Genomic DNA, 25,965 nt, shown 5'->3' on the forward strand with positions numbered 1-25,965 from the left:
ATCAGTCACGCCTCATCCTCCCGAGCAGGCCCATGATGCCGCCGCGCGCGAACAGCACGATCAAGAGCAGCACCGGGCCCAGGATCAGCCCCGAATATTCGGTGAACTGCGACAGCAGTTCCTCCAGCACCAGGTAGACGATGGCGCCGAGCACCGGGCCGAACAGCGAGCCCATGCCGCCCAGGATCACCATCACCATGAGATCGCCGGAGCGGGTCCAGTACATCACCGCCGGGCTGACGAAGTCGGTGTTGTTGGCGAGCAGCGCGCCGGAGAGTCCGCAGATGGTGCCCGCGATGACGAAGCAGACCAGGCGGTAGCGGTTGGCATGGAAGCCGATCGCCTGCATGCGCTGCTCGTTGGAGCGGACGCCTTGCACCACCAGGCCGAAGCGCGAATTGACGATGCGCCAGATCAAATAGAGGCCGCCGAACAGACAGGCGAGGCAGAGATAGTAGAACTGCGTGCGATCAGACAGGTTGATCAGGCCGGCGAAATCGCTGCGCTTGTAGATGGTAAGACCGTCGTCGCCGCCGTAGCGCGACAGGCCGGAGGCAACGTAATAGGCCATCTGCGCGAAGGCCAGCGTGATCATGATGAAGTAGACGCCGCGGGTGCGCAAAGAGAGCGCGCCGATCACCAGAGCAAACAGCGCCGAGACCGCCAGCGCCGCCGGCCATTGGATGAAGCCGGAGCCGATGCCCTCGGCGGCAAGGATGCCGACCGCGTAGCCGCCAATGCCGAGATAGGCGGCGTGGCCGAAGCTCATCATGCCGCCATAGCCCATGATCAGGTTCAGGCTCGCGGCGGCGAGCGCGAAGATCACGATGCGGGTGAACAGCGTGAGGATGAAGATATTGCCTGACACGGCCGAATAGACCGGCAGCAGGGCGAGGGCGACGCAGAGGAGCGCCGCGACGGCGCCGGGGACGTTGAGCTTGGGCATCATCGCTTGGCGGCCGGAAACAGCCCCTCCGGCCGGACGACCAGCACGATCGCCATCAGGAGGTAGATCAGCATCGAGGACAGCGCCGGCGCCGCGGTCGAGGCCGCAGCGCCGCTCAGGACCTTGCGCAAGAGGTCCGGCAGGAAGGCGCGGCCGAGCGTATCGATCATGCCGACAAAGATCGCCGCCAGGAACGCGCCGCGGATCGAGCCGATGCCGCCGATCACGATGATGACGAAGGCGAGGATCAGGATGTTCTCGCCCATGCCGATCTGCACGGTGAGGATCGGCGCCTGCATCAGCCCGGCGAGGCCGGCCAGCGCGGCACCAAGCCCGAACACCAGCGTGAACAGCAGCTTGATGTTGATGCCGAGCGCGCCGATCATCTCGCGGTTCGAGGCGCCGGCACGGATCAGCATGCCGACGCGGGTGCGCATCACGACGAGATAGAGCAGCGCGGCAACCGCCAGCGCGACCGTGATGATCAGCAGGCGATAGGCCGGATAGTACACGCCGGGAATGATCTGCACCGGCACAGTCAGCCAGGCCGGCAGCGGCAGCGCGAGGCCGGCCGGGCCCCAGATCAGCCGCACGGCATCGTTGAAGAACAGGATCAGGCCGAAGGTCGCGAGCACCTGGTCGAGGTGGTCGCGGCCATAGAGGTGTCTCAGCGCGACATATTCGAGCACGACGCCGAGCAGCAGGCTGGCGCCGAGCGCCATCAGCGCGCCGAGCACGAAGCTGCCGGTCCAGGCCACGAAGGTCGCGGCGAAATAGGCGCCCATCATATAGAGCGAGCCGTGCGCCAGATTGACGAAGTCCATGATGCCGAACACCAGCGTCAGGCCGGCCGCCAGCAGGAACAGCAGGAGGCCGAATTGCAGGCCGTTCAGGAGTTGTTCGACGACGAGATACATGGACGTTTCACATCGGGCTGAAACAAAACAGCGGCAGCGCGCATGCGCCGCCGCATCGCACGTTGCGGGTTCTCCCTCGCCCTGCGCTTGCGGGGCCAGGACGAGCAGAGCTCGCCCTGAGAGGGTTGGGGTGAGGGGCTGTCTCCACGGGTCGAATTTGCGGAAAGAACCCCTCACCCGATTGCCTCGCGATCGACCTCTCCCCGCAAGAGCGGGGCGAGGTGAATGAAAAGCAAGGGTCGGGCCAAAATTGCCCAAGAGCTACTTCATCGGACACTTGTCGTGGAACTGATCCTGGTTGTCCTTGACGATGGTCGCGACCGTCTTCAGCGAGAGCTGGCCGTCGGCGTCCTTGACCACGTCCTGCAGATAGAAGTTCTGAATCGGGATGTGGTTGTTGCCGTACTTGAACGGACCGCGCAGCGACTTGAAGTTGGCCTTTTCCATCTCGGCCTTCATCGCGTCCTTCTTGGTGAGGTCGCCCTTCACCGCGACGACGGCGCTGTTGATGAGCTGGGCGGCGTCATAGGCCTGGGCGCCGTAATAGGTCGGGCGCAGGCCGGTGTACTTCTTGCGATAGTCCGCGACGAATTTCTTGTTCTGCTCGTTCGGCAGGTCGTTGACCCATTCCTGCGCGCCCGGAATGCCGATCGCATTGTCCTTCTGCAGCGGCAGCGACAATTCGTCGACGGTGAACGCGGTGTAGAGCGGGATCTGCTGCTTGATGCCGGCCTGGACGTACTGATTCAGAAACTGGACGCCGGCCGCACCGGGATAGAACACGAATATCGATTCCGCGCCCGAGTTGCGTGCCTTGGTCAGCTCGGCGGAGAAGTCGAGCTGGCTCGGCCACACCGTATATTCCTCGCCGACCACCTTGCCCTTGAAGGTGCTCTTCACCCCGGCGAGCATGTCCTTGCCGGCGGCGTAGTTCGGGCCGATCAGGAACACCGACTTGACGCCCTTCTGGTTCATGTAGAGGCCCATCGCGGCGGGCGTCTGGTCGTTCTGCCAGGAGGTCGAGAACACGTAGGGCGAGCACAATTCGCCGGCGAGTTGCGACGGACCGGCGTTGGCGGAGATCAGGAAGGTCTTGGAATCGACCGCGGTCTTCAGCGAGGCCAGCAGCACGTTCGACCAGATGTAGCCGACGATGAAATCGACTTTGTCCGACTGCACCAGCTTCTCGGTCTTCTGCTTGCCGATGTCAGGCTTCTGCTGGTCGTCCTCGTAGATCACCTCGACCGGCTTGCCGTCCATCTTGCGACCCATGTGGTCGAGCGCCAATTCGAAGGAATTGCGCATGTCATTGCCGATTACGGCGGTCGGGCCGCTGAAGGTCGAGACAAATCCGATCTTGATGGTGTCGGCCGCGATCGCCGGCTGCGCCAGCGCCATGGCCATGGCGCCTGCCAGCCAAAATGCCTTGTTCATATTCACTCCCCTCCTCAACCAGATGAACGTCCCGCCGGACCGGGCTTTAGCCCTGACCTTGCGGGCCGCGCTTGGCGCGCCGTTCCCGGCGACATGTTTTGTTTTTGTGCGCGAAATCGCGCGTGTGCAGCAAGCACGAACCGATGACCCCATTTAGAACCTTCGGCGCATACCCGAGCACCTTGCACCATAATTCGTCCAAGCCAACCGTGGCAAGAATTATAATGCCGGTTGCGAGGGCAACTATTGTCGCAGCGCCCACCTCCCGTGACGCACTGCAGCAGAATTGATGCATTCGGTAAAGCGATCGGAAACCACGCATCGGCGGGGCCGCCGCACCTTCACGGTCCGGAAAGCAGTCCGAGGCAACCGTCGGCCGAAAGGGACGCGTCACATGCTGGGTTACCTGTTCGGCTTCAACGCCCGGATCAGCCGGGTGCCTTTCTTGCTCTGCACCTCCGTGCTCGGAGCCGGCCTTGTGCTGCTGGCCTATGGGGTCACCGGCACGACGCCGGGAAGCGGCAGGACCGACGTGCTGCTGATACAGGCCGCCAGCAGCGGCCCGATGCAGATCACCTTTTTTGCCGCGCTTGCCATCGCCTTCATGCTGCAGTCGATGCGGGTCCGCGACATTGGATGGGATCCGGTGTGCCTGATGGTGGCTTGGATTGCGCTGGTCGTGATCGACCGGGTGATCGCAAGCAGATATCCGGAATGGGCGATCAATCCGCAGTTCACTGGAACGCTGGTTGGCGGGCTCATCAATGCCGCCCTCATGCTGGTCCTGTTCGTCTGGCCGGGCGGCTATTCCGAAGCGTCCTCGCCGCTGCCGCGCGACCAGGGCGGGACAATGGACGACTTCCGGCGCAGCAACGGTGCGCCAGCCGCAGCCACCAACCGCATCGCGCGCATCGCCAATGGCGAATTCGGCGGCAAAGCGAAGTAGGCCGATCTTCACCGGCGTCCTTGCGAAAGATGTCTGAACCGTCATCTTGAAGCGATGAGAGTATGCATCTCGCGTTCTCGCGGCGCGTTGCGTCCGAACTTTGCACTTCGTTCTGAACTTCTGGAAAACAGAAATATTTTTACGTGAGGGGCTTGCCACGTCGGGCAACTCAGTGATTGGCGTGTTAGGGACGCACCTGCAGACAGGTTCCCTCTCCCCTTGCGGGAGAGGGCTAGGGAGAGGGGTGCCACACGACGCGCACTCTCCGTATCGCTACGACGCCAAGCAAAACGCAAGTTGCGAGGACGATGCCCTCATCGATCGTCGCGCCGGCGGCTCACCCCTCTCCCCAACCCTCCCCCGCGAGGGGGGAGGGAGCCTAAGAGCTGTGCTCGCCTTACTTGGAATGGAGGAGCACGCACCCCGCATCCACCGCCCACTCAGCGCCCTCGATGGCATAGGGTGCATGGCGGAAATCCCTGATGGCGGCGATCTTGTCGGCCGACCAGTCGAGCAGCATGAAATATCTCGGCGGCGCGTTCGCTTCGTTCGGGTCGAACACCAGGATGGCCGGACGTCCCTCGACCTGCCCCGGCACCAGGCGCCAGTCGCTGGCCTTGGAATAGTTGCCGAAGTAGCGCGACACCTCGGTCTTGCCGTTCAGCCTGGTGCGGTTGACGAGCTCGAGCCTGATGTCGTCGGCGATCATGGCGCGGATGGCATCGAAGTCGTGCGCGTTGAAGCGATTGACATAGGCGTTCAGCCGGATGCGATCCGTCTCCGACAGGCCGGGCCGCGGTGCATCGTCCGGTTCGCTGGCGAATTGGCGCAGCTGCGTGCGGCCGCGATGCAGCGCCGCCTTCACCGCGGGCAGGCTGAAATCCATGATGTCGCAGACCTCGGCCAACGAGCAGCCGAGCACATCCATCAGGATCACGCTGGCGCGCTGTGCCACCGGCAGCCGCATGAAAGTGCGCAGGCTGCTTACTGCGATCTCGCGGCGGGTGACGTCATCGAGCTCTCCGGTCATCATGTCCACCTCCTCCGGCGAGCGGAGCGCTTCCTGGCGGTTGCGCCGCCTGAGGAAGTCGAGCGCGGTGTTGTGGGCGATCCGAAACAGCCAGGCTTCCACATTCTGGATCGGGGCGGCGGAAGCAAAGGCTTCCACCGCCTTGATCAGCGTGTCCTGCAACACATCCTCGCCGTCGATCACCGAACCGACCATGCGCGCGCAATAGCGATGCAGCTTCGGGCGCAACGCCGAAAGATGCTGGCTGAGATCGACGACAGGCGATGCTGACATCATTCCACTCCGACTCCGGTCAGGACTCCTTCAGCATACGGTAGTTGCCGACGATGCTGGCGCCGCGCACCAATGGCGGTTCGGCACAGCGGTCGCGGATGCCATCCTGGAATGCCTGGAACGCGGCAAGCTTCGGGATCGGGCTCGAGCCGTCTTCGGCCGCGGCCTCGACAAAATGCACGAAGGTATCGTCTTCCAGACGCAGCGTCAGATAGCGCACGCCGTCCGGCTGCGCCGCCTTCAACTCGGCAAACACCGCCTTCACCAGCTCGGCATTCCTGTCCGCCATCTCCGGCTTCGCCTTATACCTGATCAGGGTCCGTCTCATGGGTCGCTCCTTTGGGGTCATCGTGCCCCAAGGACGTTTGCCGGCCCGCAAAGGATGCGGTCCGGGAAAAATAATTTCGCGCTGCATCCTTTGCCTCTCCCGCCTCGTCTTGGCGGCGAAGCGCGCCGCAACCGGGCGGCGCGGCCATGGAGAGCAAAAATGCAGACCCCGATCGCTCGCGCCGAGCAGCTCTGGGTGCTCGGCGTCACCGCGCTGGCATCCTTCATGATAGCGCTCGACGCCATGATCATTACGACGGCCTTCGCAACCATCCGCGCCGATTTCGACAGCGCGGTGGAGACGCTGCAATGGGCCGTCAACGCCTTCAACCTCACTTTCGCGGTGCTGCTCCTGACCGGCGCTGCGCTGGGCGACCGCTTCGGACGGCGCCGGATGTTCGCGGCCGGGATCGCCCTGTTCGTCGTGGCATCGGCCGCCTGCGCACTGGCCGGCAACGCGCAAGCACTGATCGCTGCCCGCGCGCTGCAGGGCGCCGGAGCTGCGCTCGTGATGCCGCTGGCGATGGCGATCCTGAGCGGCGCGTTCGGCCGGGAGGAGCGTGCCCGCGCGCTCGGCATTTTCAGCAGCATCACCGGCTGCGCGCTGATCGTCGGCCCCGCCATCGGCGGCTTCATCACCACCCATCTCGGCTGGCGCTGGATCTTCTGGATCAACCTGCCGATCGGCCTGACCGTGATCGCGCTGGTGCTGACGCGCCTGCGAGAAAGCTTCGGCCCGGCCGCGCCGCTCGACATCACCGGGCTGTCGCTGGTTGCCGCGGCGGCGCTGGCGCTGGTCTGGGGCCTGTTGCGCGGCAACGCTGTGGGGTGGGCGAGCGCCGAGGTGATGGGGACGCTGGCCGCCGGCGCCGTATTCGCGGCCGGTTTCGTGCTGTGGGAATTGCGCACGGCAACCCCGATGTTGCCGATGCGGCTGTTCGCGTCGCGCGCGTTTGCATCTGGGATGGCGGCGAGCGTGCTGTTCTACGCCGCGATGTATGGCGTGCTGTTCCTGCTGCCGCAGTTCCTGCAGACCACGCTCGGCTTCGACGCCTTCAGCGCCGGGCTTCGCCTGCTGCCTTGGACCGCGACGCTGTTCGTCACGGCGCCGGTCGCGGGCGCCGTCGTCAACCGGTTCGGCGAGCGGCCGCTGGTAGTGACGGGCTTGCTGATGCAGGCGATCGGGCTCGGCTGGATCAGCGAGATCGTGAGCCCCACCATCCCCTACGCCGACCTGGTCGCGCCGCTGGTGCTGGCCGGCGTCGGGGTGTCGATGGCGATGCCGGCGGCGCAGAACGCGGTTCTGAGCTCGGTGTCGGTGACCGAGATCGGCAAGGCCTCCGGCGCCTTCAACATGGGCCGCTTCCTCGGCGGGATGTTCGGCATCGCCGCGCTGGTGGCGGAGTTCTCCGCCAATGGCGCCGCCGATTCCGCTGTTCATTTCGAGAGCGGATTTGCCGCGGCGATGAGCCTCGCCGCGACGCTTTCGCTGGCCGGCGCGGCCGCGGGATTTGTCCTGCCGGCGCGGCACCGCGCACTGGGCGCGGCCGCGCCGCAGGACGCGTGACGCTGTGACGATAGGGTTTTGCTATCGGGCGATCACGCAATTCGTCTTGGAATGGAGCTGCGAATGAATGCATAATCGGAGGTGACGAAGCCGTTCGAAACCGGGGGCAAGATCCCAATGACAGACGCGCCGGCCAAACCTCATCGTGTGGTGATTGTCGGCGCCGGTTTCGGGGGGCTCGAGGCCGCTTTCGGGCTGGCCGGCGCGCCGGTCGAGATCACGCTGATCGACCGCCGCAACCACCATCTGTTCCAGCCGCTATTGTATCAGGTCGCGACCGCTTCGCTTGCGACCAGCGAGATCGCCTGGCCGATCCGTTATCTCTTGCGCGACCGTCCCGAGGTGACGACGCTGTTTGCCAATGCCAACGGCGTCGATGCCGCGGGAAAACGCGTGCTGCTCGATGACGGCGACAGCGTCCCCTACGACACGTTGATCCTCGCCACCGGCGCGCGCCACGCCTATTTCGGCCATGACGAATGGGAGCCGTTCGCGCCCGGGCTGAAGACACTGGAGGACGCCACCACGCTGCGGCGGCGCATCCTGGTCGCCTTCGAGCGCGCCGAGCGCGAGACCGATCCGGAAAGACGCGCGGCGCTGCTCACCTTCGTCATCATCGGCGCCGGCCCGACCGGCGTCGAGATGGCCGGCACCATCGCCGACCTCGCCAACGACACGCTGCCGCGCGACTTCCGCCACATCGACACCCGCAAGGCGCGCGTGGTGCTGATCGAGGCCGGCCCGCGCGTGCTGGCGGGCTTTCCCGAGGATCTCTCGGCCTATGCGCAGCGTTCGCTGGAAAGCCTCGGGGTCGAGGTAATGCTGGGCGAAGCGGTCACCGAATGCTCGGCCGACGGCGTGGTCTATGGCGGCAAGAAACTGGCGGCGCGCACCATCGTCTGGGCCGCCGGCGTGCGCGCCTCCCGCGCCGCCGAATGGCTGAACGCGCCGGCCGATCGCGCCTACCGACTGCAGGTCGAGCCCGATCTGACGGTGCCGGGCCATCCCGACATCTTCGCGGTGGGCGACACCATCACGATCAAGGATCCCGACGACAATCCGGTGCCCGGCATCGCGCCGGCCGCCAAGCAGGAGGGTCGCTACGTCGCAGCTGCGATCAAGGCGCGACTCAAGGGCAGGACGCTGCCGCCGTTCCGCTACAAGCACGCCGGCAGCCTCGCGCAGATCGGCAAGCGGCTCGCGGTGATCGATTTCGGCTGGCTCAAGCTGCGCGGCGCACTCGCATGGTGGATCTGGGGCATCGCCCACATCTACTTCCTGATCGGCGTGCGCCACCGCATCGCTGTGGCGCTGAGCTGGCTCTGGATCCACGCCCGCGACCAGCGCGCCGCGCGGCTGATCACGCAGGGCAGCAGCAAGGTGGCGCAGTAGGGCTCGTGCTGCCACGCGATGATCCGAAGGGGGCGCACCGCTGCACGCGGCAACAGCGTCACTTCACCAACGAACACCCACCATCAGCGAGCGGACGAAACGCCTGACCGGCCGGGATGGTCGCGATCAGCTTGTAATAGTCGTACGGATACTTCGACTCCTCCGGCTTCTTCACCTCGAACAGATACATCGGGTGGATGACGCGGCCGTCCTGGCGGATGGTGACGTCGCCGAACAGTTTGTCCTTGCCCTTGAAGGTCTTCATCTGCGGCACCACCACCTTGGCGTCGTCGCTGCCGGTGGCGGCGACGGCGTTGAGATAGGCGAGCGTGGAGGCGTAGACGCCAGCCTGGTTGCCGCTCGGCATCTTGCCGTTCATGCCGGGACGCGCGGCAAACCGCTTGGCGAAGGCGCGGGTGTCGTCGTTCATGTCCCAGTAGAAGGCCTCGAGCAGCTGCAGGCCCTGCGCGACCTTCAGCCCCATGCCATGGATGTCGTTCACGAACAGCAGGAACGCGACCATGGTCTGGCCGCTCTGCTGGATGCCGAACTCGGCCGCCTGCTTCACCGCGTTGATGGTGTCGCCGCCGGCATTGGCGAGGCCGATCACCTTGGCCTTGGAATTCTGCGCCTGCAGCAGGAAGGAGGCGAAGTCGGAGGTGCCGAGCGGATGCTTGCTGGAGCCGAGCACCTTGCCGCCGTGCTTCTCGATGTAGCTGGTCGCCTCAGCCTCGATGCCCTTGCCGAGCGCATAATCCACCGTGACGAAATACCAGTCCTTGCCGCCGCGCTGCATCATCGCGGCGGCTGTGGTGTTGCCGGTCGCCCAGGCGTCGTTGACCCATTGGATGGTGTTCGGCGAGCAGGCCTTGCCGGTGAGATCGGAGCTTGCGGTGGAGGACGCCAGGAACGTCATCCTCGAGTCGCGCACGATGGTGTTGATGGCAAGGCCGACGGCCGAGTTCGGCACGTCGACGATGGCATCGACGCCCTCGACATCAAGCCATTTGCGCGCGATCGCCGATCCGACATCGGCCTTGTTCTGGTGATCGGCATAGACGATCTCGACCTTGATGCCCTTGCCGCCGCCGCCAAAATCCTCCGCCGCCATGCGCGCGGCTTCCACCGAGCCCATGCCGTTGGTGTCCTGGAAGATACCGGAAATGTCGTTGAGCACGCCGATGCGCACCACATTGTCGGAAATCTCCGCGCGTGCGCTGCCCGCGACGCAGGCCAATGCCAGCGCCAGACCAACCCCCAAGCCCTTCATTGTCTCCCCTCCATTGTATCAGGTCTTGCGCCGGCACCGCGCCGGCTAACTGAAAAGCGTCAGACCTGCCGCTCCGGCAGCCGCAGCACGAGGCCGTCGAGCGCGCCTGACAGCTTGATCTGGCAGGACAGCCGGCTGTTGGCGCGGCGCTCGTCGGCGGTGCCGTCGAGCAGCGCGTCCTCGTCGTCGGCCCTTTCGGGCAAGCGGGCGAGCCAGGCCTCGTCGACATAGACGTGGCAGGTCGCGCACATCACGTTGCCGCCGCATTCGGCCAGGATGCCGTCAAGACCGCTGCGGGTCGCTGCTTGCATCGCGCTCTCGCCGTCATTGGCCTCGACGCGCGTGCTCTCGCCGCTCGGATGGATGAAGGTGATTGCAGGCATTGACATCCTCGCTAGGCCGGCGTGATTGACACAGGCAGGCTGTCGAGCCCGCGCAGCGTGTTGTTGAAGCGGCGCTTCGGCTCGCCCGTGATCTCGATCTTGGCGACGCGGCGCGCCAGCGCCGACAGCATCACCTCGCCTTCGAGGCGCGCGACGAGCTGGCCGACGCACATATGGATGCCGGAGCCGAAGCCGACATGGCCGGAGGTGCGGCGCGTGATGTCGTAGGTGTCGGGCTTGTCCCAGCGCCGGGGATCGCGGTTGGCGGCAGCGAGGAACATGAGGACTTTCTCGCCTTCCGGGATCTGCGCGCCGCCGAGCTCGACATCGCGGGCGGTGGTGCGGAAGAAGGTCTGCACCGGGCTCTCGAACCGCACCGCCTCCTCGAAGGCGTTGCGCGCCAGCCCCGGATCCTTGCGCAGGAGCGCCCACTGATCGGGGAAGCGCGCCAGGCAATAGACCGCGGCGCCGAGGCCGTTGACCGTGGTGTCGAGCCCGGCCGACAGCAGCGAGCGCACCAGAAGCGGCGCTTCGGTCGCGGTGATCTCGCCCTCGTCGACCCGGGCATGGATGCAGGCGCCGAAGCCGCCGGGCGCCAGGTTCTCGCGCTGGCACTGCTCGGCGATATAGGCCTGATGCGGCGCCGAACGCGCGATCGCCTCCTGCCGGAGCTGGTTCGGTGGGCCGAAGGCGTTGAACACCAGGCTGGCATAGGGCAGCAGATGCTCGCGCCCCTCCGGCTTCAGCCCCAGCGCGTCCGGGAAGATCGACAGCGGATAGGCTTCCGCCAGGTCCTCGATCGCATCGAACTCTCGCCTTTCCAAGAGCGCATCGACCCGCGCCTCGGCGGCGGCGGCGAAGCGGTCGCGGACCTGCTTCATCACGGTCGGCGACAGCACCCGGCTCAGCACCGCGCGGGTGCGGGTATGCGCCGGCGGATCGGCCTCCAGGATCAGGCTGGGCGGCCGCCACGGCTTCTCCTTGGCAAAGTCGCTCAAGCCCACGCCGCGGCTGGAGCAGAAGGTCGCGGGATCGTTCAGCACCGCGTGGACCTCGGCGTAGCGCGCCACGCCGTAGACATTCCACTTGTCGAGATAGACCACCGGCCCGGCCTCGCGCAGCCGCTCATGGGCCGGGAACGGGTCGGCGAAGAATTCGAGCGCGAACGGATCGACGTCGAGATGCGGGACGGACGTACTGGCTGTTGCAGTCATCAGGACCTCCCGAGGTTTGATCTTGTCAAGACAGGGCGCAAGTCTATTGCTCCCGAATGGTTTCGCAGCGATGATTCGAGAGATGAGCAGTCAGCCCCTTCCCCGAAAGCCCCGCCGGCCGAAACCGGCCGATCCCGCAGAGGCCGCCAACGGCCCGCTGCTCGACCTCAACCGCTATGTGCCGGGGCTCGTCACCTTCATCGCCAACAAGCTGTCGAACAGCGCAACCGCCTATTACCAGAAGAACTTCGGCGTCAACGTCACCGAGTGGCGGATCATATCGCAGCTTGCGATCGAGCCGGGCATTCCGGCCTCGCGGATCTGCCACGTCATCGGCTTCGACAAGGGGCCGGTCAGCCGCAACCTCGCGGCGATGCAGAAGCGCGGGCTGGTGACGATCCGCACCGCACCGGATGACGGCCGCACCCATTCGATCACCCTGACCGCCCGCGGCCGCGCCGTCCACGACAAGGTGATCGTCGCGGCGCTCGAGCGCGAGCGGCGGCTGCTGTCCTGCCTGAAGAAGGACGAGCGCGAGGTGCTGATCGACCTGCTGCGCCGGCTGCACGAGAATCTCGGCACCGTGACCGGGCAAAGCCCGACCTGACCGCACGGCCGGATCGGGCGCGCCATCCGGCGCTTCCGCGGCGTTCCGCAAGCTTCCGACAGTTATCCGTGCCGTTTGCGCCGTGCTGCGCAGCATTTGTCCTCCCAAAACGCAAGGCCGTTGACCGGCCGAGCCTGATTGGAGCGAAAACTCGCACAGCTTAGTTGCCGTGGCAACTAAAAAGACAGACGTGTGCGGCGCGGCGATAGGAAGCAGTCGGGAACCGGAACTCGCTTAGGGCTGCCCGCCGCAGGTTTGCTGCACCTCTCCCGCTCGCGGGGGAGGGGACGTACCCCCGATGCAGCAACTGGAAGCGCGCGTTAATTCGCGCCAAAGACCTCACCCCGCACACGCGATCGGCTCGACCGCGGCATCATCCTGCAACACCGCCACCGCGGCGGCGCGGCGCGTCAGCACGGCGCGCTGGTTGATATAGCCCTTGTCGGTGATCTCGCCGCCGTCGACGGAGGCGGGTTCAGTGAGCAGCAGCGCGCGGGTGGCATGGCCGGAGGAATGGCCGCCCTGCGCCTTCAGCTTCGCCAGCCCCTGCGCGATCGCGCCGCGAACGCCGGGATGGCCGATCACCTCCCGGGCGCCTGCGCTCTCGGGCAGCCCGGCCAGCGCGCGGCAGGCGGCGATATTCGGGAATACCAGGAAGCGGACTTCGTCGCGGCCATGACCCGTGACCACGATGTCCTGCGCGAGCGGCGCCAGCGCAGCGATCCCGGCGACGCGCAGCGTGCCGACGCTGACCCAGGTACCGGAATTGAGCTTGAAGTCCTCCGCGACGCGGCCGTCGAAGAACAGGCCGAGCTCGGGCCTGTCTGGATCGGCGAAGGTGACGGCATCGCCGATCAGGTAAAATCCCTCCTCGTCGAAGGCCTGCGCGGTGAGATCGGGCGCCTTCCAGTAGCCCGGCGTGACGTTCGGGCCGCGCACCCGCACCTCCAACTTGTCGCCCGACGGCACCAGCTTGAGCTCGGTGCCGGGGATCGGCACGCCGATATTGCCGGAGCGTTTGGCGAGGAAATGGCAATCGGTCGCCAGCGGCGAGGTCTCGGTCGAGCCCCAGGCCGACACCATCGGCAGCCGGCGGCCGACGGTTGCAAGGGACAGCTCTTCCAGAGCATCCCAGAGGTTCTGCGGCAGCGCCGCGCCGGCATAGAAGGCGAACTTCGTCCCGTCGAAGAACCTGCGGCGCAGCTCCTCGTCGGTGCGCAACGCCGCGATCAGCATGTCGAAGCCGCGCGGCACGTTGAAATACACCGTCGGCACCACGCTGCGCAGATTGGCGAGCGAGGTCGCGAACAGGCCGGGCGCGGGCTTGCCGCCGTCGATATAGAGCGTGCCGCCGTTGCGCAGCACCAGGTTGAAATTGTGGTTGGCGCCGAAGGTGTGGCTCCAGGGCAGCCAGTCCACGATTATCAGATCTTCACCGGAGGCTTCCAGGAACGTCCAGGTCTGCGCCTTGGCCTGCTGGCTCGAGGTCAGCATGCGCTGGGTGTTGATCACTGCCTTCGGCGTGCCTGTCGAGCCCGACGTGAACAGGAATTTTGCGATCGTGTCAGGCGTCACCGCCGCAAAAGCCGTTGCGACGTCGGGCGTTTCCGCCGTCGCCGCGATGCTGCGGAACGGCAACGCGTCGGCATCGTCGGGATGGCCGCTGACGATGGTCGCCTGATGCAGCGGCTTGATCGCGGCAAGCGCCGCCGCGAACGGCTTGGTGCTCGCGACATAGATCGCGCCGGGCCCGAGCAGGCTGACCATGCCCTTCAGCTTGTCGAAGTCCTTCGACATCAGCGAATAGGCCGGCGAGATCGCGGCCGAGGGCACGCCGACATGCTGGGCGGCGAGCGCGAACAGCGCATGGTCGATGCTGTTGTCGGAGAGGATGACGAGCGGCTGCGCCGCGCTCAGCCCGTGCCCGAGGATCCAGGATGCGGCACGACGCACGATCCCGAGCGCATCGCGATAGGTGACGGTGGTCCAGGGCGCGTCAACATTGCCGCGCTCGCCGAGGAAGATGCGATCCGGCGCCTGCCGCGCCCAATGCTCCAGCCAGTCGCCGACGCAGCGGGCGCTTTCCTTCAGCGGCGTGGTGGAGCGGACCAGGATGCTGCCATCGGCGCGGCGATCGGCGACGATCGCAGGCGTCGCGAACAGGCTGCTCGGATTGTCTCCGCTGGCGGTGGCCATCGTCATGGTTTCCTCCTCGCCCGTGTTGTGGAGACATCGCATGGCAGCAAAGTGCCGCGTGTCCCATCCAGGCTCTTTGGCCATAATGTTGCGGACACCAATTGTTGTCGTCAACAACAATCTTTCCCCCGTGACGGCGTCGCGCTAGCATCTGGTCATGGCGAGGAAACAACAGGCGGCGCGCAAGGCGGCCCGACCGGGAGCGGCAATCCGCCGCCCCTCGGCGCGCAGCGCGAACGGCGGCGCACACGGCGACGACGTGGACGGCGAGATCGGCCTCGACGCGCTGGTCGGCCACGCCGGCTACGCGGTGCGGCGTTTCCAGCTCTGGATCTTCCAGGACTTCATCAAGACGCTTGCTGCGGTCGATATCCGCCCGACTCAGTACTCGGTCATGACCGTGATCGGCGCCAATCCCGGGCTCAGCCAGATGGCGGTGGCGAAACGGCTTGGGATCGAGCGGGCGCGGCTGGTGCATCTGCTCGACAGCCTCGAGGAACGCGACTTCGTCAGCCGCAGCGCGTCCGCCACCGACCGCCGTTCCCATGCGCTGCACCTGACCGTATCAGGCAAAGCCGCCCTGTCGCAGTTCAAGCGGCTCGCCGCCAAGCACGAGCGGCATGTGGCCGACAAGATCGGCAAGGAGAACCGCGAGCGGCTACTGCAGATCCTCTCCAGCTTCACCTGACGATTCGGCAAGCTTGATCAGGCCGCGCCATCAGCCGGGCCAGATCAGCTCCTGCAGTTGCACGAGATCGTCGACCCTGTCCGGCCAGCCTTCGATGCAGATGTGCCTGACGGGATCGGACGCCCGGTGCAGCAGCATCAGCGCCATCAGCCGCCGCTTCAGCGCGAACGTCACGTCCTCGCGTGAAATGCCGAAGCCGTCGAACAGGCTGCGCACCCGGCGCGGATGGCCGGCCGCCATGAACGCGCTCGGGCCGAGCAGGTCGTACTCGCCCCACCCGGTCTGCACGTCGCCGAAGTCGAACAGCCCGGCGACATGCCAGCCGTCGCCGCTCCGCGCCAGCAGGAAATTCTCCGGGATGTACTCGCCGACCAGGATCACCGGCGGCGCATTCATCGGGATCAGCTCAGCTGCGTCGCGCAGGAGATCGTCGAGCCCGGCGAGCAATTTCTGCGGCAGTCCGAGCCGCTCGTGGCGGGCCCTGCACTGCGCGATCTGCCCGCGGATGTACACATCCCAGCGCGGCTCGATCGCCGAGAGCGCGCCCGGCGGCACGCGCTGCACCTCGGCGATCACGGCGCCGATCTCGGCGAGCACGCGCTCCTTCTGCGCGTCGGGCAGCGACGGCCACACCTCCGAGCCCACGACGCCGGCGAGACGGGTGATGACGAGATAGGGCCAGCCGTCGCGTTCGCCGACGGCTGCGATCTCGGGAATCGGAATGCCGAGCCTGCCGCGCAACTGCATCAGTGCGGCGCGCTCGGAGACGAATTGCGGACGCAGGAATGGCGGGAAGATCTTGAGGATCAGATCGTCACCGATCCCGATGACGAGATTCGTGCCGGTCGAGAACACATGCGGTGCATCGCACCGCAGCCCGTGGCCATCGGCGATCTCGCGCGCAACCGGCAGCCAGCGCGAGGTGTCGCCGCGCCAGGCGCGATAGGTGTCGTAGTCGGTGAGGAGTGGGAGGACCGACGTCATGGGTCAGCCGTCATTGCGAGGAGCGAAGCGACGAAGCAATCGATTTCTCCGTGGTACGATGGATTGCTTCGCTCGCAATGACGGGAGGAACAAAGGTCGCTGCGCCTCACTGATCCGGATTGGCGCGCTCGAACTGGCGCAGCAGATGGTTGCCGCGCTCGACGGCGTTGTCCATAGCGGCCTGCGGGGTTCGCTTGCCGGCAAAGACCTGCTCGAGCTCCTCCTCGATCACGTCGCGGATCAAAACGAACGAGCCGAGCCGGATGCCCTTCGAATTGTCGGTCGGCCGCTTCAGCGTGATCTGCTCGATTGAAATGGAGGTTCCGGGATTGCGGTCGTAGAAGCCCTGCGCACGGGTGAGATCGAACGCGGCGCGGGTGATCGGCAGATAGCCGGTGTTCTGGTGCCAGGCGGCCTGCACCTCGGGCCGCGACAGATAGGCGAAGAACCTCGCTACCCCGGCATATTCGGCGGGCGGACGGTCGCGCAGCACCCATAGCGTGGCGCCGCCGATGATCGAGTTCTGCGGCGCGCCCTGGACATCGGGATAATACGGCATCATGCCGTAGCCGATCTCGAACTTCGAATTGGCCTTGATGTCGGCGCGCGTGCCCGACGAGCCGATGAAGATGCCGCATTCGCCCTTCTGGAACCGCGGCTCCGCCGCCTGCCCGCGGCCGCTATAGTCGAAGATCTTCGTCGTCTGCCACTCCGCGAGCTGCGTGATGTGACGCACCACGATCGGGTTGTTGAAGATCAGCTGCGCGTCCAGCCCGCCGAAGCCGTTGGTCCGGGTTGCGATCGGCAGATTGTGGAAGGCGGAAAAATTCTCGATGTTGATCCATGACGGCCATGACGTCGTCACCCCACACATCATGCCCGCCGCGCGCAGCCGCTTCGCCGCGATGCCGACGTCGGGCCAGGTCTTCGGCGCCACGTCCGGATCCAGCCCGGCCGAGCGGAACATGTCCTTGTTGTAGTAGAGGATCGGCGTCGAGGCATTGAACGGGAACGACAGCATGTTGCCGTCGACATCGGCGTAATAGCCGGCGACCGCAGGCAGGTAGTCCGATGGCGTGAACGCCTCCGACTGATCGCGCATCAGCTCGAATACCGGATAGATGGCACCGCGCGCCGCCATCATGGTGGCGGTGGCGATCTCGTTGACCTGAACGATCGCCGGCTGGCTGCGCGAGCGGAATGCAAAGATCGCGGCGGTGACGGTCTCGGTATAGTTGCCCTTGTAAGCCGGCACGATCCGGTAATCGGATTGCGAAGCGTTGAAATCGGCGGCGAGCTTCTCGACCTGCTTGCCGAGCTCGCCCGACATCGCGTGCCACCACATGATATCGGTCTTGGCTTGCGCCGGCGACACAAGCAGAAGGGCCGCTGCGGCGGCGAGCTGCAGAACTTTCCAGCCGAACTTCACGATGACCGTTCCCGGTGGCGACGTGCCGTCATAAGCCGCCACGTCGGCGGTTTCAATCTATGCTCGTGGTTGCAGCGCGGAATTAACGATTTGGCCAATGGGCGAACCACCGGCCTTCTGCTAAATGTGTTGAACCTTTTCTTCCCGCCCTGGACACAGATCACAAGGGGAATTGTTGCCTGTGTACCGCCGCGCCTGCCGTTCGCGGACCATGACGCTCGTCGTCGCGCTGTTGCCAATGGCGGATTCGGCGCATGCGCTTGCGCGCGAATTCCGCGTGCAGGCGGAGGACTCCGGCGTCAAGATCGTGACCGATTTCGACCGTAAGCCGTTCGAGGCTGCGGTGGCCGGCGTCGATGCCAATGCCGAGCACGATCCCGCGGCAGCCGCGCTGATCGAACGCATCCGCAAGGTGGAGTGACCGAAACTTGGCGGCGCCGCAACAAGACAGGAATGCAGGATCGCCGCCGGGCTTCGGCCCGCAGGGTCGTTTCCGTATCGTCCAGTTGCTGCGGTCGGTGCCGATCCGCTGGCGCATCCTCTCGATCGCGCTGCTCAACTCCGCCGTCGTGATCGTGCTCGCGGTGCTGATCTGGAACGGCTCCAAGGTGCTCGGCTCGGCCTGGGAGGATGTCCGCCAGGTGCGGAAATCCGACAGGATCCTGGCCAATCTCGAAAGCGAGACGAGCCGCCTGCAAAACCTGATCCATCGCTACATCAATCAGCCAAGCCCAGACCTGTTCGCGGAGATCCTGCTGCTGCGCGAGGCCGTGCTCGGCACGCTGACGACGCGCGCCTCGACCGACCCGATGCTGTCGGGGTCGGTCGAGGAGCTTGAACGTGTCACCAGCCGCTTCCTCGACGGCTTCGGCGAATTGCGCGCCGTGCAGGCCAAGATCTCCAAGACCTATAACGAGCAGGTGCTGGCGCCGACCAGGGACATGGCGGGCCTCTATTCGATCATCGAGGGCGCGACCGGCCATCGCGACGCGCAGATCTGGCCGGCGCTCGGCAAGTCCCGCGAAGCGTTCACGTCGCTCCTGGTCGCTGCCAACACCTACTATCTGTCGCTCGCTCCGGAATCGGCCGAGGAAGCCCGCCGCAACACCGACACGATCGAGAAGACGATCCCGATCATGACCGATCTTGCGGAGAACGACTTGCAGCGCATGGCGCTGGCGCGGCTCAAGGTCAAGACAGCGGAGTTGCGCGACGGTCTCGCCAGGCTGAGCGAGCAACTCGCCAACCGCACCGAGCTGCTGCGCAACACCATCGACGCCAGCCAGGCCGACGCGATCGGCGCAATCGACGACCTCTCGGCCAAGATGCGCCAGCGCGAGCAGAAGGCGCAGGAGACCTTCGACAGGACACTGTCATCCATCTCGCGCAGGGTGCTGTCGATCGCCGTGATCTTCCTCGGCGTCATCATGTCCGCCGGCGTGATGATCGCGCTGTCGATCCGGCTGCCGCTGGCGCAGATCATGGCGTCGATGCGCGCCATCACCTCGGGTGATCTCGACCGGCCGGTGCAGGGGGCATCGGCCAAGGACGAGGTCGGCGCGATGGCCCGCGCCGTCGAGGTGTTCCGCGAGAACGCCATCGCCAAGCGCAAGACCGAGGACGAGCTGCGCACCGCCAAGGAAAAGGCCGAGAGCGCGCTGCTCGAACTCAACGCCGCACAGCAGAACCTGATCGATGCCGAGCGCCTCGCGGCCCTCGGCGGCCTCGTCGCCGGCGTCGCGCACGAGGTCAACAATCCGATCGGCATCAGCCTCACGGTCGCTTCGAGCTTCGCCCGGCGCGCCGAAATGTTCGAAAGCGAGCTGAAGAGCGGGCCGCTGCGCCGCTCGAAGCTCGACGAATTCGTCCGCACCTCGCGCGATGCATCGCAGCAGCTCGTCGCCAATTTGCAGCGCGCCGGCGAGCTGATCCAGTCCTTCAAGCAGGTTGCCGTCGACCGGTCGCACGCCGAGCCGCGCCAGTTCAACTTAACCGAATCAACCGACCAGATCGTCGCGAGCCTGCGGCCGGTGCTGAAGAAGGCCGCCGTCACGCTGACGGTCGATGTGCCCGAAGGCCTGCTGATCGACGGCTACCCCGGCGCTTATGGGCAAATCTTAACCAATCTTTTCCTCAACGCCGTCAATCATGCCTTCGCGGACGGCCGCTCCGGCGCGATCTCGATCTCGGCGCGGGCACGCGGGGCCGACGATATCGAGATCATCTTTGCCGACGACGGAGCCGGCATGACGCCCGACGTGCAGCGGCAGGCGTTCGACCCGTTCTTCACGACGCGCCGCAACGAGGGCGGCACGGGTCTTGGCCTGCACATCGTCTACAACCTCGTCACCCAGCAGCTCGGCGGACGCATGATGCTGGAGTCAAGGGTGGGACAAGGCACCACTTTTCGCATTATCATGCCGAGGATCGCCAAGGGCGTGCCCACTATCACTGACGCAGCAGCCGACGGAACCAGTCAATGGCCGAACAGGACGATGTCCTCCACCTGATCGACGATACCGAGAGTCCCCTGGAGGATTCGCCGGCGCGCAAATGGAAGATCGCCGTCATCGACGACGATCAAGCGGTGCATGAGGGCACCCGCTTCGCGCTCAGCGACTACAATCTGAACGGCGCGACGCTGGAAATCCTCTCGGCCTACTCGGCTGCCGAAGGTCGCACGCTGATGCGGGACAACCCCGACGTCGCCGCCGTCCTGCTCGACGTCATCATGGAGACCGACGTCGCCGGCCTCGAGCTCGTCGAATACATCCGCAACGAGATCAAGAACGAGACCGTCCGCATCATCCTGCGCACCGGCCAGCCCGGACAGGCGCCGGAACGGCGCGTCATCGTGCAGTACGACATCAACGACTACAAGGCGAAGACCGAGCTCACCGCCGACAAGCTGTTCACCTCGCTGACCGCCGCGCTGCGCAGCTACCAGCAGCTCGAGCGCATGGTGCAGACGCGGCGCGGGCTCGAGATCATCATCGACGCCGCCTCGACGCTGTACGATTTCAAGTCGATGCAGCGACTGGCCGAAGGCGTGCTGACCCAGCTCGCCTCGCTGCTCAATGTCGACTGCGCCGGCATCCTGGTGCTGCGCGACAACGGCAATGCCGCGGCCGACGATTTCTCGGTGCTGGCCTGCTCCGGTTGCTACAGCCGCTTCATCGGCACCACCTCTTCGAAGGCGCTCGACCCCGACTTGCGCGAGATGGTGGAAGCGGCCTTCCAGCGCCGCAAGAACGAATTCGCCGATCACCGCAGCGTGCTCTATTCGCGCACCGGCAGCGGCCGCGAGGTCGTGGTGCTTTTGCAGGCGGAGCGCCAGCTCTCCGACACCGACCGCGCGCTGGTCGAGATCTTTTCGAGCCGGCTGTCGATCGCATTCGACAACGTGATCCTCTATCAACAACTGCACGAGGCCAACACCCAGCTCGAAGACCGCGTCGCGCAGCGCACCCGCGCGCTGATGCAGGCCAACCGGCGGCTGTCGGCGCAGTGGCTGCGGCTGCAGCGCGCCAACGGCTTCAAGAACGAGATCCTCGGCACCGTGGCCCATGACCTGAAGAATCCGCTCGGCGTGATCCTCGGTCGCACCGAGATGCTGACGGAATTGATCGGCGCCGGCTCGCCCAAGGAAAACGTCACCGCGCAGGTCGAGCATATCAGGGACGCTACCAGGCGGCTGACCTCGATGGTCGACCATCTGATCTCGGATGCGATGGCGGATGCCTTCGACATCACCATCCGCCGCGAGCCGGTCGACGTCGCAGCCCTCGTCAACGAGGTGACGGAGGCGAACCAGCCTTCGGCGGTCAACAAGCAGCAGAGCATCTCGGTCTCGGGGCCGCCGCAACTCGTCACGATGTGCGACGCCGACCGGATCCGCGAGGCGATCGACAACCTCGTCAGCAACGCCATCAAATATTCGCCGATCGGCGGCAAGATCACGGTCACGATCAGCCACGAGGGCGACAACACCGTGATCCGCATCGCCGACCAGGGCCCCGGCCTCAGCCCGGAGGACCTCGGCCGGCTGTTCGGCCGGTTCCAGCGGCTGTCGGCCAAGCCGACCGCGGGCGAGAGTTCGACCGGCCTGGGGCTCTCGATCGTCAAGCGCATCATCGACATGCATGGCGGCCATGTGACCGCGCAGAGCCCAGGCCCCGGACAAGGATCGACCTTTACGGTTACATTGCCGGCGACAGAGACATCATGAGCCAGACACCGCATATCTTCATTGTCGACGACGAGGCGCCGGCCCGTGAAATGGTCGGCGATTACCTCAAGATGCACGGCTTCGGCGTGACGCTGTGCGATGGCGGCAAGAGCCTGCGCAAGGAGATCGAGACCAGCACGCCTGATCTCGTCGTGCTGGACCTCAATATGCCCGAGGAAGACGGGCTGTCGATCATCCGCGACCTCAAGAGCCGCATCAACGTCCCCGTCATCATGCTGACAGCCACTGCCAGCCCGATCGACCGTGTGGTCGGGCTCGAGCTCGGCGCCGACGACTATGTCGCCAAGCCCTGCGAATTGCGCGAGCTGATGGCGCGCATCCGCTCGGTGCTGCGGCGAAGCGGGCCTGCGAAGACGGCCGCGCCGGAGCCGGCGAGCGCGAAGGCCCAAAAGGAGCATCTGGTGCGGTTCGGCACCAAATGGCTCGATCTCGAGGCCCAGGCGCTGCGCGACGACGAGGGAAATGAGCACCCGCTGACGGCGTCCGAATTCGGCCTGCTGAAGGTGTTCGCGGCCAATCCCAAGCGCGTGCTGTCGCGCGAGCGGCTGCTGGAACTCGCCAATGCGCGCGATGCCGAAGCCTTCGATCGCGCCGTCGACCTGCGCATCATGCGCATCCGCCGCAAGATCGAGTTCGATCCGACCAAGCCGTCTGTGATCCGAACCATCCGGGGCGGCGGCTATCTGTTCTCACCGACCGGCGATAAGGCTTAGTTTTCTCGTCCGTAATTTGCTCGTCGTCCCGTCGAAAGCCAGCCGCGCCTTTTGATGTCGTGCTGGCGAAAGCCAGGATCCATAACCACGACTGCCTCAGCTTGACAAAGCTGGGGCCCCAGCGAAGCCCCAACAACAACCACCCGGTAATGGGTCCGGGCCTTCGCCAGGACGACAATTGGCTGTGCGGCACACCCAGAATCCACACACCAAAGGCTGTCAATTCGCGCAAAAATCCCTAAATTTCGGCCATGCCGAAAACAGCCCCCAAAGCCCCCGCCAAGCCCGCTTCCAAGACCGCGCCAAAGCCCGTTGCCGCCAAGGCGACGGCGAAGGGCGACCACGTCTTCCTGGTCGACGGCTCGTCCTACATCTTCCGCGCCTATCACGCACTGCCGCCGCTGAACCGCAAATCCGACGGGCTGCAGGTCAATGCCGTGCTCGGCTTCTGCAACATGCTGTGGAAGCTGCTGCGCGACATGCCGGAGGACAACCGGCCGACCCATCTGGCGATCGTGTTCGACAAGTCGGAGATCACCTTCCGCAACAAGCTTTATGCCGAGTACAAGGCGCACCGGCCGCCGGCGCCGGACGACCTGATCCCGCAATTCGCGCTGATCCGCGAGGCGGTGCGCGCCTTTGAGCTGCCCTGCCTCGAGCAGATCGGCTTCGAGGCCGACGATTTGATCGCGACCTATGCGCGGCAGGCCAGCGAGCGCGGCGCGACCACGACAATCGTGTCCTCCGACAAGGACCTGATGCAGCTCGTCAACGACAAGGTCGTGATGTACGACACGATGAAGGATCGCCGCATCGGCCGCGAAGAGGTGATCGAGAAGTTCGGCGTGCCGCCGGAGAAGGTGGTCGAGGTGCAGGCGCTCGCCGGCGACTCCACCGACAACGTGCCTGGCGTTCCCGGCATCGGCGTCAAGACCGCGGCGCAGCTCATCATCGAATACGGCGACCTCGATCAGTTGCTGTTCCGCGCCACCGAGATCAAGCAGCCGAAGCGGCGCGAGGCGCTGCTCGAGAATGCCGAGAAGGCGCGGATCTCGCGCCAGCTCGTGCTGCTCGACGACAAGGTCGATCTCGAAGTGCCGCTGGACGATCTTGCGGTGCACGAGCCCGACGCGCGCAAGCTGATTGCCTTCCTCAAGGCGATGGAGTTCTCCACCCTCACCCGCCGTGTCGCCGACTATTCGCAGATCGACCCGGCCGACGTCGAGGCCGATCCCGGCAACAGGAGCGGCGCGAGCGTGTTCTCACCGCTGCCGCCCTCGGACGTGAAGCCGACGCCCGGGCCCGGACAGGAGGCTGCCGGGCGCACGGCCCCAACGGCGAAAGAGCGCACCAAGCCGACCGGCGCCCGGGACGACAAGGCCTCCAGCCTGAAGGGCACGCCGGCCACGCTCGCAGAGACCCGCGGCGAGGCGATCCGCAAGATCGGCTTCGATCGCAAGGCCTACCAGGCGATTGGCACGCTCGATCAACTGCAGGCGTTTCTCGCGCGCGTGCACGACACCGGCCATTTCGCCGTGGAGGCGATGTCCGAATCGATCGACCCGATGCAGGCTGAGCTCTCCGGACTCGCATTGGCGCTGGCGCCCAACGAGGCCTGCTATGTGCCGCTCGGCCACAAGCAGCCCGGCGGCGGCGCAGGCCTGTTCGACGCGGGGCTTGCGCCGGGCCAGCTCAAGACCGCCGAGGCGCTGGATGCGCTGAAGCCGCTCCTGGAATCGGCGGGCATCCAGAAGGTCGGCTTCAACGTCAAGTTCGCCACGGTGCTGCTGGCGCAGCACGGCATCACGCTGCGCAACTATGATGATGCGCAGTTGATGTCCTACGCACTCGATGCCGGCCGCGGCTCGCATGCGCTGGAGGCGCTGGCCGAGCGCTGGTTCGGCCATGCCGTCGTCAACTATGGCGGGCTCGTCGGCAGCGGCAAGGGCAAGCTGACCTTCGATCAGATCGCGATCGACAAGGCCGCGGAGTATTCGGCCGAAAGCGCCGACGTGACGCTGCGCTTGTGGCGCGTGCTGAAGCCCCGCCTGATCGCCGAGCGGATGCTGACGGTCTACGAGACGCTGGAGCGGCCGCTGGTGTCAGTGCTGGCGCGGATGGAGCGGCGTGGCATCTCGATCGACCGCCAGGTGCTGTCGCGGCTGTCGGGCGATTTCGCCCAGACTGCCGCACGCGTCGAGGCCGAGATCCAGGAGATCGCAGGCGAGCCGGTCAATGTCGGCAGCCCGAAGCAGATCGGCGACATCATCTTCGGCAAGATGGGATTGCCCGGCGGCAGCAAGACCAAGACCGGCGCATGGTCGACCACCGCGCAGGTGCTCGACGAGCTTGCCGAGCAGGGCCACGAATTCCCGAAGAAGATTTTGGAGTGGCGGCAGGTCTCGAAGCTGAAATCGACCTACACCGACGCGCTGCCGAACTACGTCAACCCGCAGACTCACCGCGTGCACACGACCTACGCGCTGGCGGCGACGACAACGGGCCGGCTGTCGTCGAACGAGCCGAACCTGCAGAACATCCCGGTTCGCACCGAGGACGGCCGCAAGATCCGCCGCGCCTTCATCGCCACCCCCGGCAACAAGCTGGTGTCGGCGGATTATTCCCAGATCGAATTGCGGCTGCTCGCCGAGATCGCCGACGTGCCGGTGCTGCGCCAGGCGTTCCGCGACGGCCTCGACATTCACGCGATGACCGCGTCCGAAATGTTCGGCGTGCCGATCAAGGACATGCCGAGCGAGGTGCGCCGCCGCGCGAAGGCGATCAATTTCGGCATCATCTACGGCATCTCGGCCTTCGGGCTTGCCAACCAGCTCGGCATCGCCCGCGAGGAGGCCTCCGCCTACATCAAGAAGTATTTCGAGCGCTTTCCGGGTATCCGCGCCTACATGGACGAGACCAAGGATTTCTGCCGCCGCAACGGCTATGTCACGACGCTGTTCGGCCGCAAATGCTACTACCCCGACATCAAGGCTTCGAACGCCTCGGTGCGCGCCTTCAATGAGCGCGCCGCGATCAACGCCCGCCTGCAAGGCACCGCGGCCGACATCATCCGCCGCGCCATGATCCGGATCGAGGACGCACTCGCCGAGAAGAAGCTGTCGGCACAGATGCTGCTGCAGGTGCATGACGAATTGATCTTCGAGGTGCCCGATGACGAGGTCGCGGCCACGCTGCCGGTGGTGCAGAAGGTGATGCAGGACGCGCCCTTCCCGGCGGTGGCCCTGTCGCTGCCGCTGCAGGTCGACGCGCGCGCTGCGACCAACTGGGACGAGGCGCATTGAAGAAACCCTACCTCGCCCCGCTTGCGGGGCGAGGTAGCAGATCAGCGCCTCCGCTACATTGCTCCGAGAGCAATTCCAGGATGGCCGCGCAGCGGACG

21 protein-coding genes are annotated in these 25,965 nt (G+C 65.6%); 10 read left to right on the forward strand and 11 right to left on the reverse strand.

The window, feature by feature from the left end:
- Position 1: 1 nt before the first annotated feature.
- From MTX23_RS33320 to MTX23_RS33330, 3 genes are all read right to left on the reverse strand, one after another.
- A complete protein-coding gene (locus MTX23_RS33320) occupies positions 2-949 on the reverse strand; it encodes a branched-chain amino acid ABC transporter permease (RefSeq protein ID WP_280974302.1) in 948 nt (315 codons plus the stop codon).
- Positions 946-1,863 carry a branched-chain amino acid ABC transporter permease gene (locus MTX23_RS33325; RefSeq protein ID WP_280974303.1) on the reverse strand — a complete coding sequence of 306 codons (918 nt, stop codon included), beginning with the start codon at positions 1,861-1,863 and terminating at the stop codon, positions 946-948. The genes MTX23_RS33320 and MTX23_RS33325 overlap by 4 nt, the downstream gene beginning before the upstream one ends.
- Positions 1,864-2,124: 261 nt before the next feature.
- A complete protein-coding gene (locus MTX23_RS33330) occupies positions 2,125-3,297 on the reverse strand; it encodes an ABC transporter substrate-binding protein (protein ID WP_280974304.1) in 1,173 nt (390 codons plus the stop codon).
- A gap of 394 nt (positions 3,298-3,691) precedes the next feature.
- Between MTX23_RS33330 and MTX23_RS33335 the strand changes: the two genes are divergently transcribed.
- Positions 3,692-4,243: a hypothetical protein gene (locus MTX23_RS33335; protein WP_280974305.1), complete on the forward strand. Its 552-nt coding sequence runs from the start codon at positions 3,692-3,694 to the stop codon at positions 4,241-4,243.
- A gap of 397 nt (positions 4,244-4,640) precedes the next feature.
- Here the strand turns inward: MTX23_RS33335 and MTX23_RS33340 are convergent, their stop codons facing one another.
- Both MTX23_RS33340 and MTX23_RS33345 read right to left on the reverse strand, forming a co-directional pair.
- Positions 4,641-5,546 carry a sigma-70 family RNA polymerase sigma factor gene (locus tag MTX23_RS33340; RefSeq protein ID WP_280974306.1) on the reverse strand — a complete coding sequence of 302 codons (906 nt, stop codon included), beginning with the start codon at positions 5,544-5,546 and terminating at the stop codon, positions 4,641-4,643.
- A gap of 19 nt (positions 5,547-5,565) precedes the next feature.
- A complete protein-coding gene (locus MTX23_RS33345; protein ID WP_280974307.1) occupies positions 5,566-5,874 on the reverse strand; it encodes a hypothetical protein in 309 nt (102 codons plus the stop codon).
- A gap of 159 nt (positions 5,875-6,033) precedes the next feature.
- On the opposite strand from MTX23_RS33345, the gene MTX23_RS33350 reads away from it, so the two are divergent.
- Both MTX23_RS33350 and MTX23_RS33355 read left to right on the forward strand, forming a co-directional pair.
- The gene (locus tag MTX23_RS33350; RefSeq protein WP_280974308.1) at positions 6,034-7,440 is read left to right on the forward strand and encodes an MFS transporter; all 1,407 of its coding nucleotides are present in this window, start codon (positions 6,034-6,036) and stop codon (positions 7,438-7,440) included.
- Positions 7,441-7,557: 117 nt separating this feature from the next.
- The gene (locus MTX23_RS33355; protein ID WP_280974309.1) at positions 7,558-8,832 is read left to right on the forward strand and encodes an NAD(P)/FAD-dependent oxidoreductase; all 1,275 of its coding nucleotides are present in this window, start codon (positions 7,558-7,560) and stop codon (positions 8,830-8,832) included.
- Between the two features lie 58 nt (positions 8,833-8,890).
- Here MTX23_RS33355 and MTX23_RS33360 read toward each other — a convergent pair whose 3' ends face one another.
- The 3 genes from MTX23_RS33360 to MTX23_RS33370 are packed head-to-tail and all read right to left on the reverse strand — an operon-like array spanning position 8,891 to position 11,699.
- Positions 8,891-10,102: an ABC transporter substrate-binding protein gene (locus MTX23_RS33360; RefSeq protein ID WP_280974310.1), complete on the reverse strand. Its 1,212-nt coding sequence runs from the start codon at positions 10,100-10,102 to the stop codon at positions 8,891-8,893.
- Positions 10,103-10,161: 59 nt separating this feature from the next.
- Positions 10,162-10,485, reverse strand: coding sequence for a 2Fe-2S iron-sulfur cluster-binding protein (locus tag MTX23_RS33365; RefSeq protein WP_280974311.1), 324 nt, complete (start codon positions 10,483-10,485; stop codon positions 10,162-10,164).
- Positions 10,486-10,496: 11 nt separating this feature from the next.
- The gene (locus tag MTX23_RS33370) at positions 10,497-11,699 is read right to left on the reverse strand and encodes a cytochrome P450 (RefSeq protein ID WP_280974312.1); all 1,203 of its coding nucleotides are present in this window, start codon (positions 11,697-11,699) and stop codon (positions 10,497-10,499) included.
- Positions 11,700-11,781: 82 nt separating this feature from the next.
- Between MTX23_RS33370 and MTX23_RS33375 the strand changes: the two genes are divergently transcribed.
- Positions 11,782-12,306, forward strand: a complete 525-nt coding sequence (locus MTX23_RS33375) for a MarR family winged helix-turn-helix transcriptional regulator (protein ID WP_280974313.1) — start codon at positions 11,782-11,784, stop codon at positions 12,304-12,306.
- Positions 12,307-12,645: 339 nt separating this feature from the next.
- Here the strand turns inward: MTX23_RS33375 and MTX23_RS33380 are convergent, their stop codons facing one another.
- The gene (locus MTX23_RS33380; RefSeq protein WP_280978307.1) at positions 12,646-14,502 is read right to left on the reverse strand and encodes a feruloyl-CoA synthase; all 1,857 of its coding nucleotides are present in this window, start codon (positions 14,500-14,502) and stop codon (positions 12,646-12,648) included.
- 157 nt (positions 14,503-14,659) lie between these two features.
- Between MTX23_RS33380 and MTX23_RS33385 the strand changes: the two genes are divergently transcribed.
- The gene (locus tag MTX23_RS33385) at positions 14,660-15,190 is read left to right on the forward strand and encodes a MarR family winged helix-turn-helix transcriptional regulator (protein ID WP_280974314.1); all 531 of its coding nucleotides are present in this window, start codon (positions 14,660-14,662) and stop codon (positions 15,188-15,190) included.
- A gap of 30 nt (positions 15,191-15,220) precedes the next feature.
- On the opposite strand, the gene MTX23_RS33390 is transcribed toward MTX23_RS33385, so the two are convergent.
- The gene (locus tag MTX23_RS33390) at positions 15,221-16,174 is read right to left on the reverse strand and encodes a phosphotransferase (protein ID WP_280974315.1); all 954 of its coding nucleotides are present in this window, start codon (positions 16,172-16,174) and stop codon (positions 15,221-15,223) included.
- 106 nt (positions 16,175-16,280) lie between these two features.
- Positions 16,281-17,519: a sn-glycerol-3-phosphate ABC transporter substrate-binding protein UgpB gene (gene ugpB, locus MTX23_RS33395; protein ID WP_280978308.1), complete on the reverse strand. Its 1,239-nt coding sequence runs from the start codon at positions 17,517-17,519 to the stop codon at positions 16,281-16,283.
- A 259-nt stretch (positions 17,520-17,778) separates the two neighbouring features.
- On the opposite strand from ugpB, the gene MTX23_RS33400 reads away from it, so the two are divergent.
- From MTX23_RS33400 to polA, 5 genes are all read left to right on the forward strand, one after another.
- Complete coding sequence (locus MTX23_RS33400) at positions 17,779-18,024, forward strand: hypothetical protein (protein ID WP_280974316.1); 246 nt, start codon at positions 17,779-17,781, stop codon at positions 18,022-18,024.
- Positions 18,025-18,121: 97 nt separating this feature from the next.
- Complete coding sequence (locus MTX23_RS33405; protein WP_280978309.1) at positions 18,122-20,113, forward strand: HAMP domain-containing sensor histidine kinase; 1,992 nt, start codon at positions 18,122-18,124, stop codon at positions 20,111-20,113.
- Entirely contained in the window at positions 20,083-21,831 is a 1,749-nt protein-coding gene (locus MTX23_RS33410; RefSeq protein ID WP_280974317.1) for a DUF3369 domain-containing protein, read from the forward strand. The genes MTX23_RS33405 and MTX23_RS33410 overlap by 31 nt, the downstream gene beginning before the upstream one ends.
- Positions 21,828-22,565, forward strand: coding sequence for a response regulator (locus MTX23_RS33415; RefSeq protein ID WP_280974318.1), 738 nt, complete (start codon positions 21,828-21,830; stop codon positions 22,563-22,565). The genes MTX23_RS33410 and MTX23_RS33415 overlap by 4 nt, the downstream gene beginning before the upstream one ends.
- A gap of 251 nt (positions 22,566-22,816) precedes the next feature.
- Entirely contained in the window at positions 22,817-25,867 is a 3,051-nt protein-coding gene (gene polA / locus MTX23_RS33420) for a DNA polymerase I (RefSeq protein WP_280974319.1), read from the forward strand.
- Positions 25,868-25,965: the final 98 nt, after the last annotated feature.

This window comes from Bradyrhizobium sp. ISRA436, from assembly GCF_029910015.1.
Taxonomy (GTDB): Bacteria; Pseudomonadota; Alphaproteobacteria; order Rhizobiales; family Xanthobacteraceae; genus Bradyrhizobium.

Bases quoted from the DNA above. Each gene is read 5' to 3' on its own strand.
- MTX23_RS33320 (WP_280974302.1), bottom strand. From the start codon at position 949: ATGATGCCCAAGCTCAACGTCCCCGGCGCCGTCGCGGCGCTCCTCTGC.
- MTX23_RS33325 (WP_280974303.1), bottom strand. From the start codon at position 1,863: ATGTATCTCGTCGTCGAACAACTCCTGAACGGCCTGCAATTCGGCCTC.
- MTX23_RS33330 (WP_280974304.1), bottom strand. From the start codon at position 3,297: ATGAACAAGGCATTTTGGCTGGCAGGCGCCATGGCCATGGCGCTGGCG.
- MTX23_RS33335 (WP_280974305.1), top strand. From the start codon at position 3,692: ATGCTGGGTTACCTGTTCGGCTTCAACGCCCGGATCAGCCGGGTGCCT.
- MTX23_RS33340 (WP_280974306.1), bottom strand. From the start codon at position 5,546: ATGTCAGCATCGCCTGTCGTCGATCTCAGCCAGCATCTTTCGGCGTTG.
- MTX23_RS33345 (WP_280974307.1), bottom strand. From the start codon at position 5,874: ATGAGACGGACCCTGATCAGGTATAAGGCGAAGCCGGAGATGGCGGAC.
- MTX23_RS33350 (WP_280974308.1), top strand. From the start codon at position 6,034: ATGCAGACCCCGATCGCTCGCGCCGAGCAGCTCTGGGTGCTCGGCGTC.
- MTX23_RS33355 (WP_280974309.1), top strand. From the start codon at position 7,558: ATGACAGACGCGCCGGCCAAACCTCATCGTGTGGTGATTGTCGGCGCC.
- MTX23_RS33360 (WP_280974310.1), bottom strand. From the start codon at position 10,102: ATGAAGGGCTTGGGGGTTGGTCTGGCGCTGGCATTGGCCTGCGTCGCG.
- MTX23_RS33365 (WP_280974311.1), bottom strand. From the start codon at position 10,485: ATGCCTGCAATCACCTTCATCCATCCGAGCGGCGAGAGCACGCGCGTC.
- MTX23_RS33370 (WP_280974312.1), bottom strand. From the start codon at position 11,699: ATGACTGCAACAGCCAGTACGTCCGTCCCGCATCTCGACGTCGATCCG.
- MTX23_RS33375 (WP_280974313.1), top strand. From the start codon at position 11,782: ATGAGCAGTCAGCCCCTTCCCCGAAAGCCCCGCCGGCCGAAACCGGCC.
- MTX23_RS33380 (WP_280978307.1), bottom strand. From the start codon at position 14,502: ATGGCCACCGCCAGCGGAGACAATCCGAGCAGCCTGTTCGCGACGCCT.
- MTX23_RS33385 (WP_280974314.1), top strand. From the start codon at position 14,660: ATGGCGAGGAAACAACAGGCGGCGCGCAAGGCGGCCCGACCGGGAGCG.
- MTX23_RS33390 (WP_280974315.1), bottom strand. From the start codon at position 16,174: ATGACGTCGGTCCTCCCACTCCTCACCGACTACGACACCTATCGCGCC.
- ugpB (WP_280978308.1), bottom strand. From the start codon at position 17,519: ATGTGGTGGCACGCGATGTCGGGCGAGCTCGGCAAGCAGGTCGAGAAG.
- MTX23_RS33410 (WP_280974317.1), top strand. From the start codon at position 20,083: ATGGCCGAACAGGACGATGTCCTCCACCTGATCGACGATACCGAGAGT.
- MTX23_RS33415 (WP_280974318.1), top strand. From the start codon at position 21,828: ATGAGCCAGACACCGCATATCTTCATTGTCGACGACGAGGCGCCGGCC.
- polA (WP_280974319.1), top strand. From the start codon at position 22,817: ATGCCGAAAACAGCCCCCAAAGCCCCCGCCAAGCCCGCTTCCAAGACC.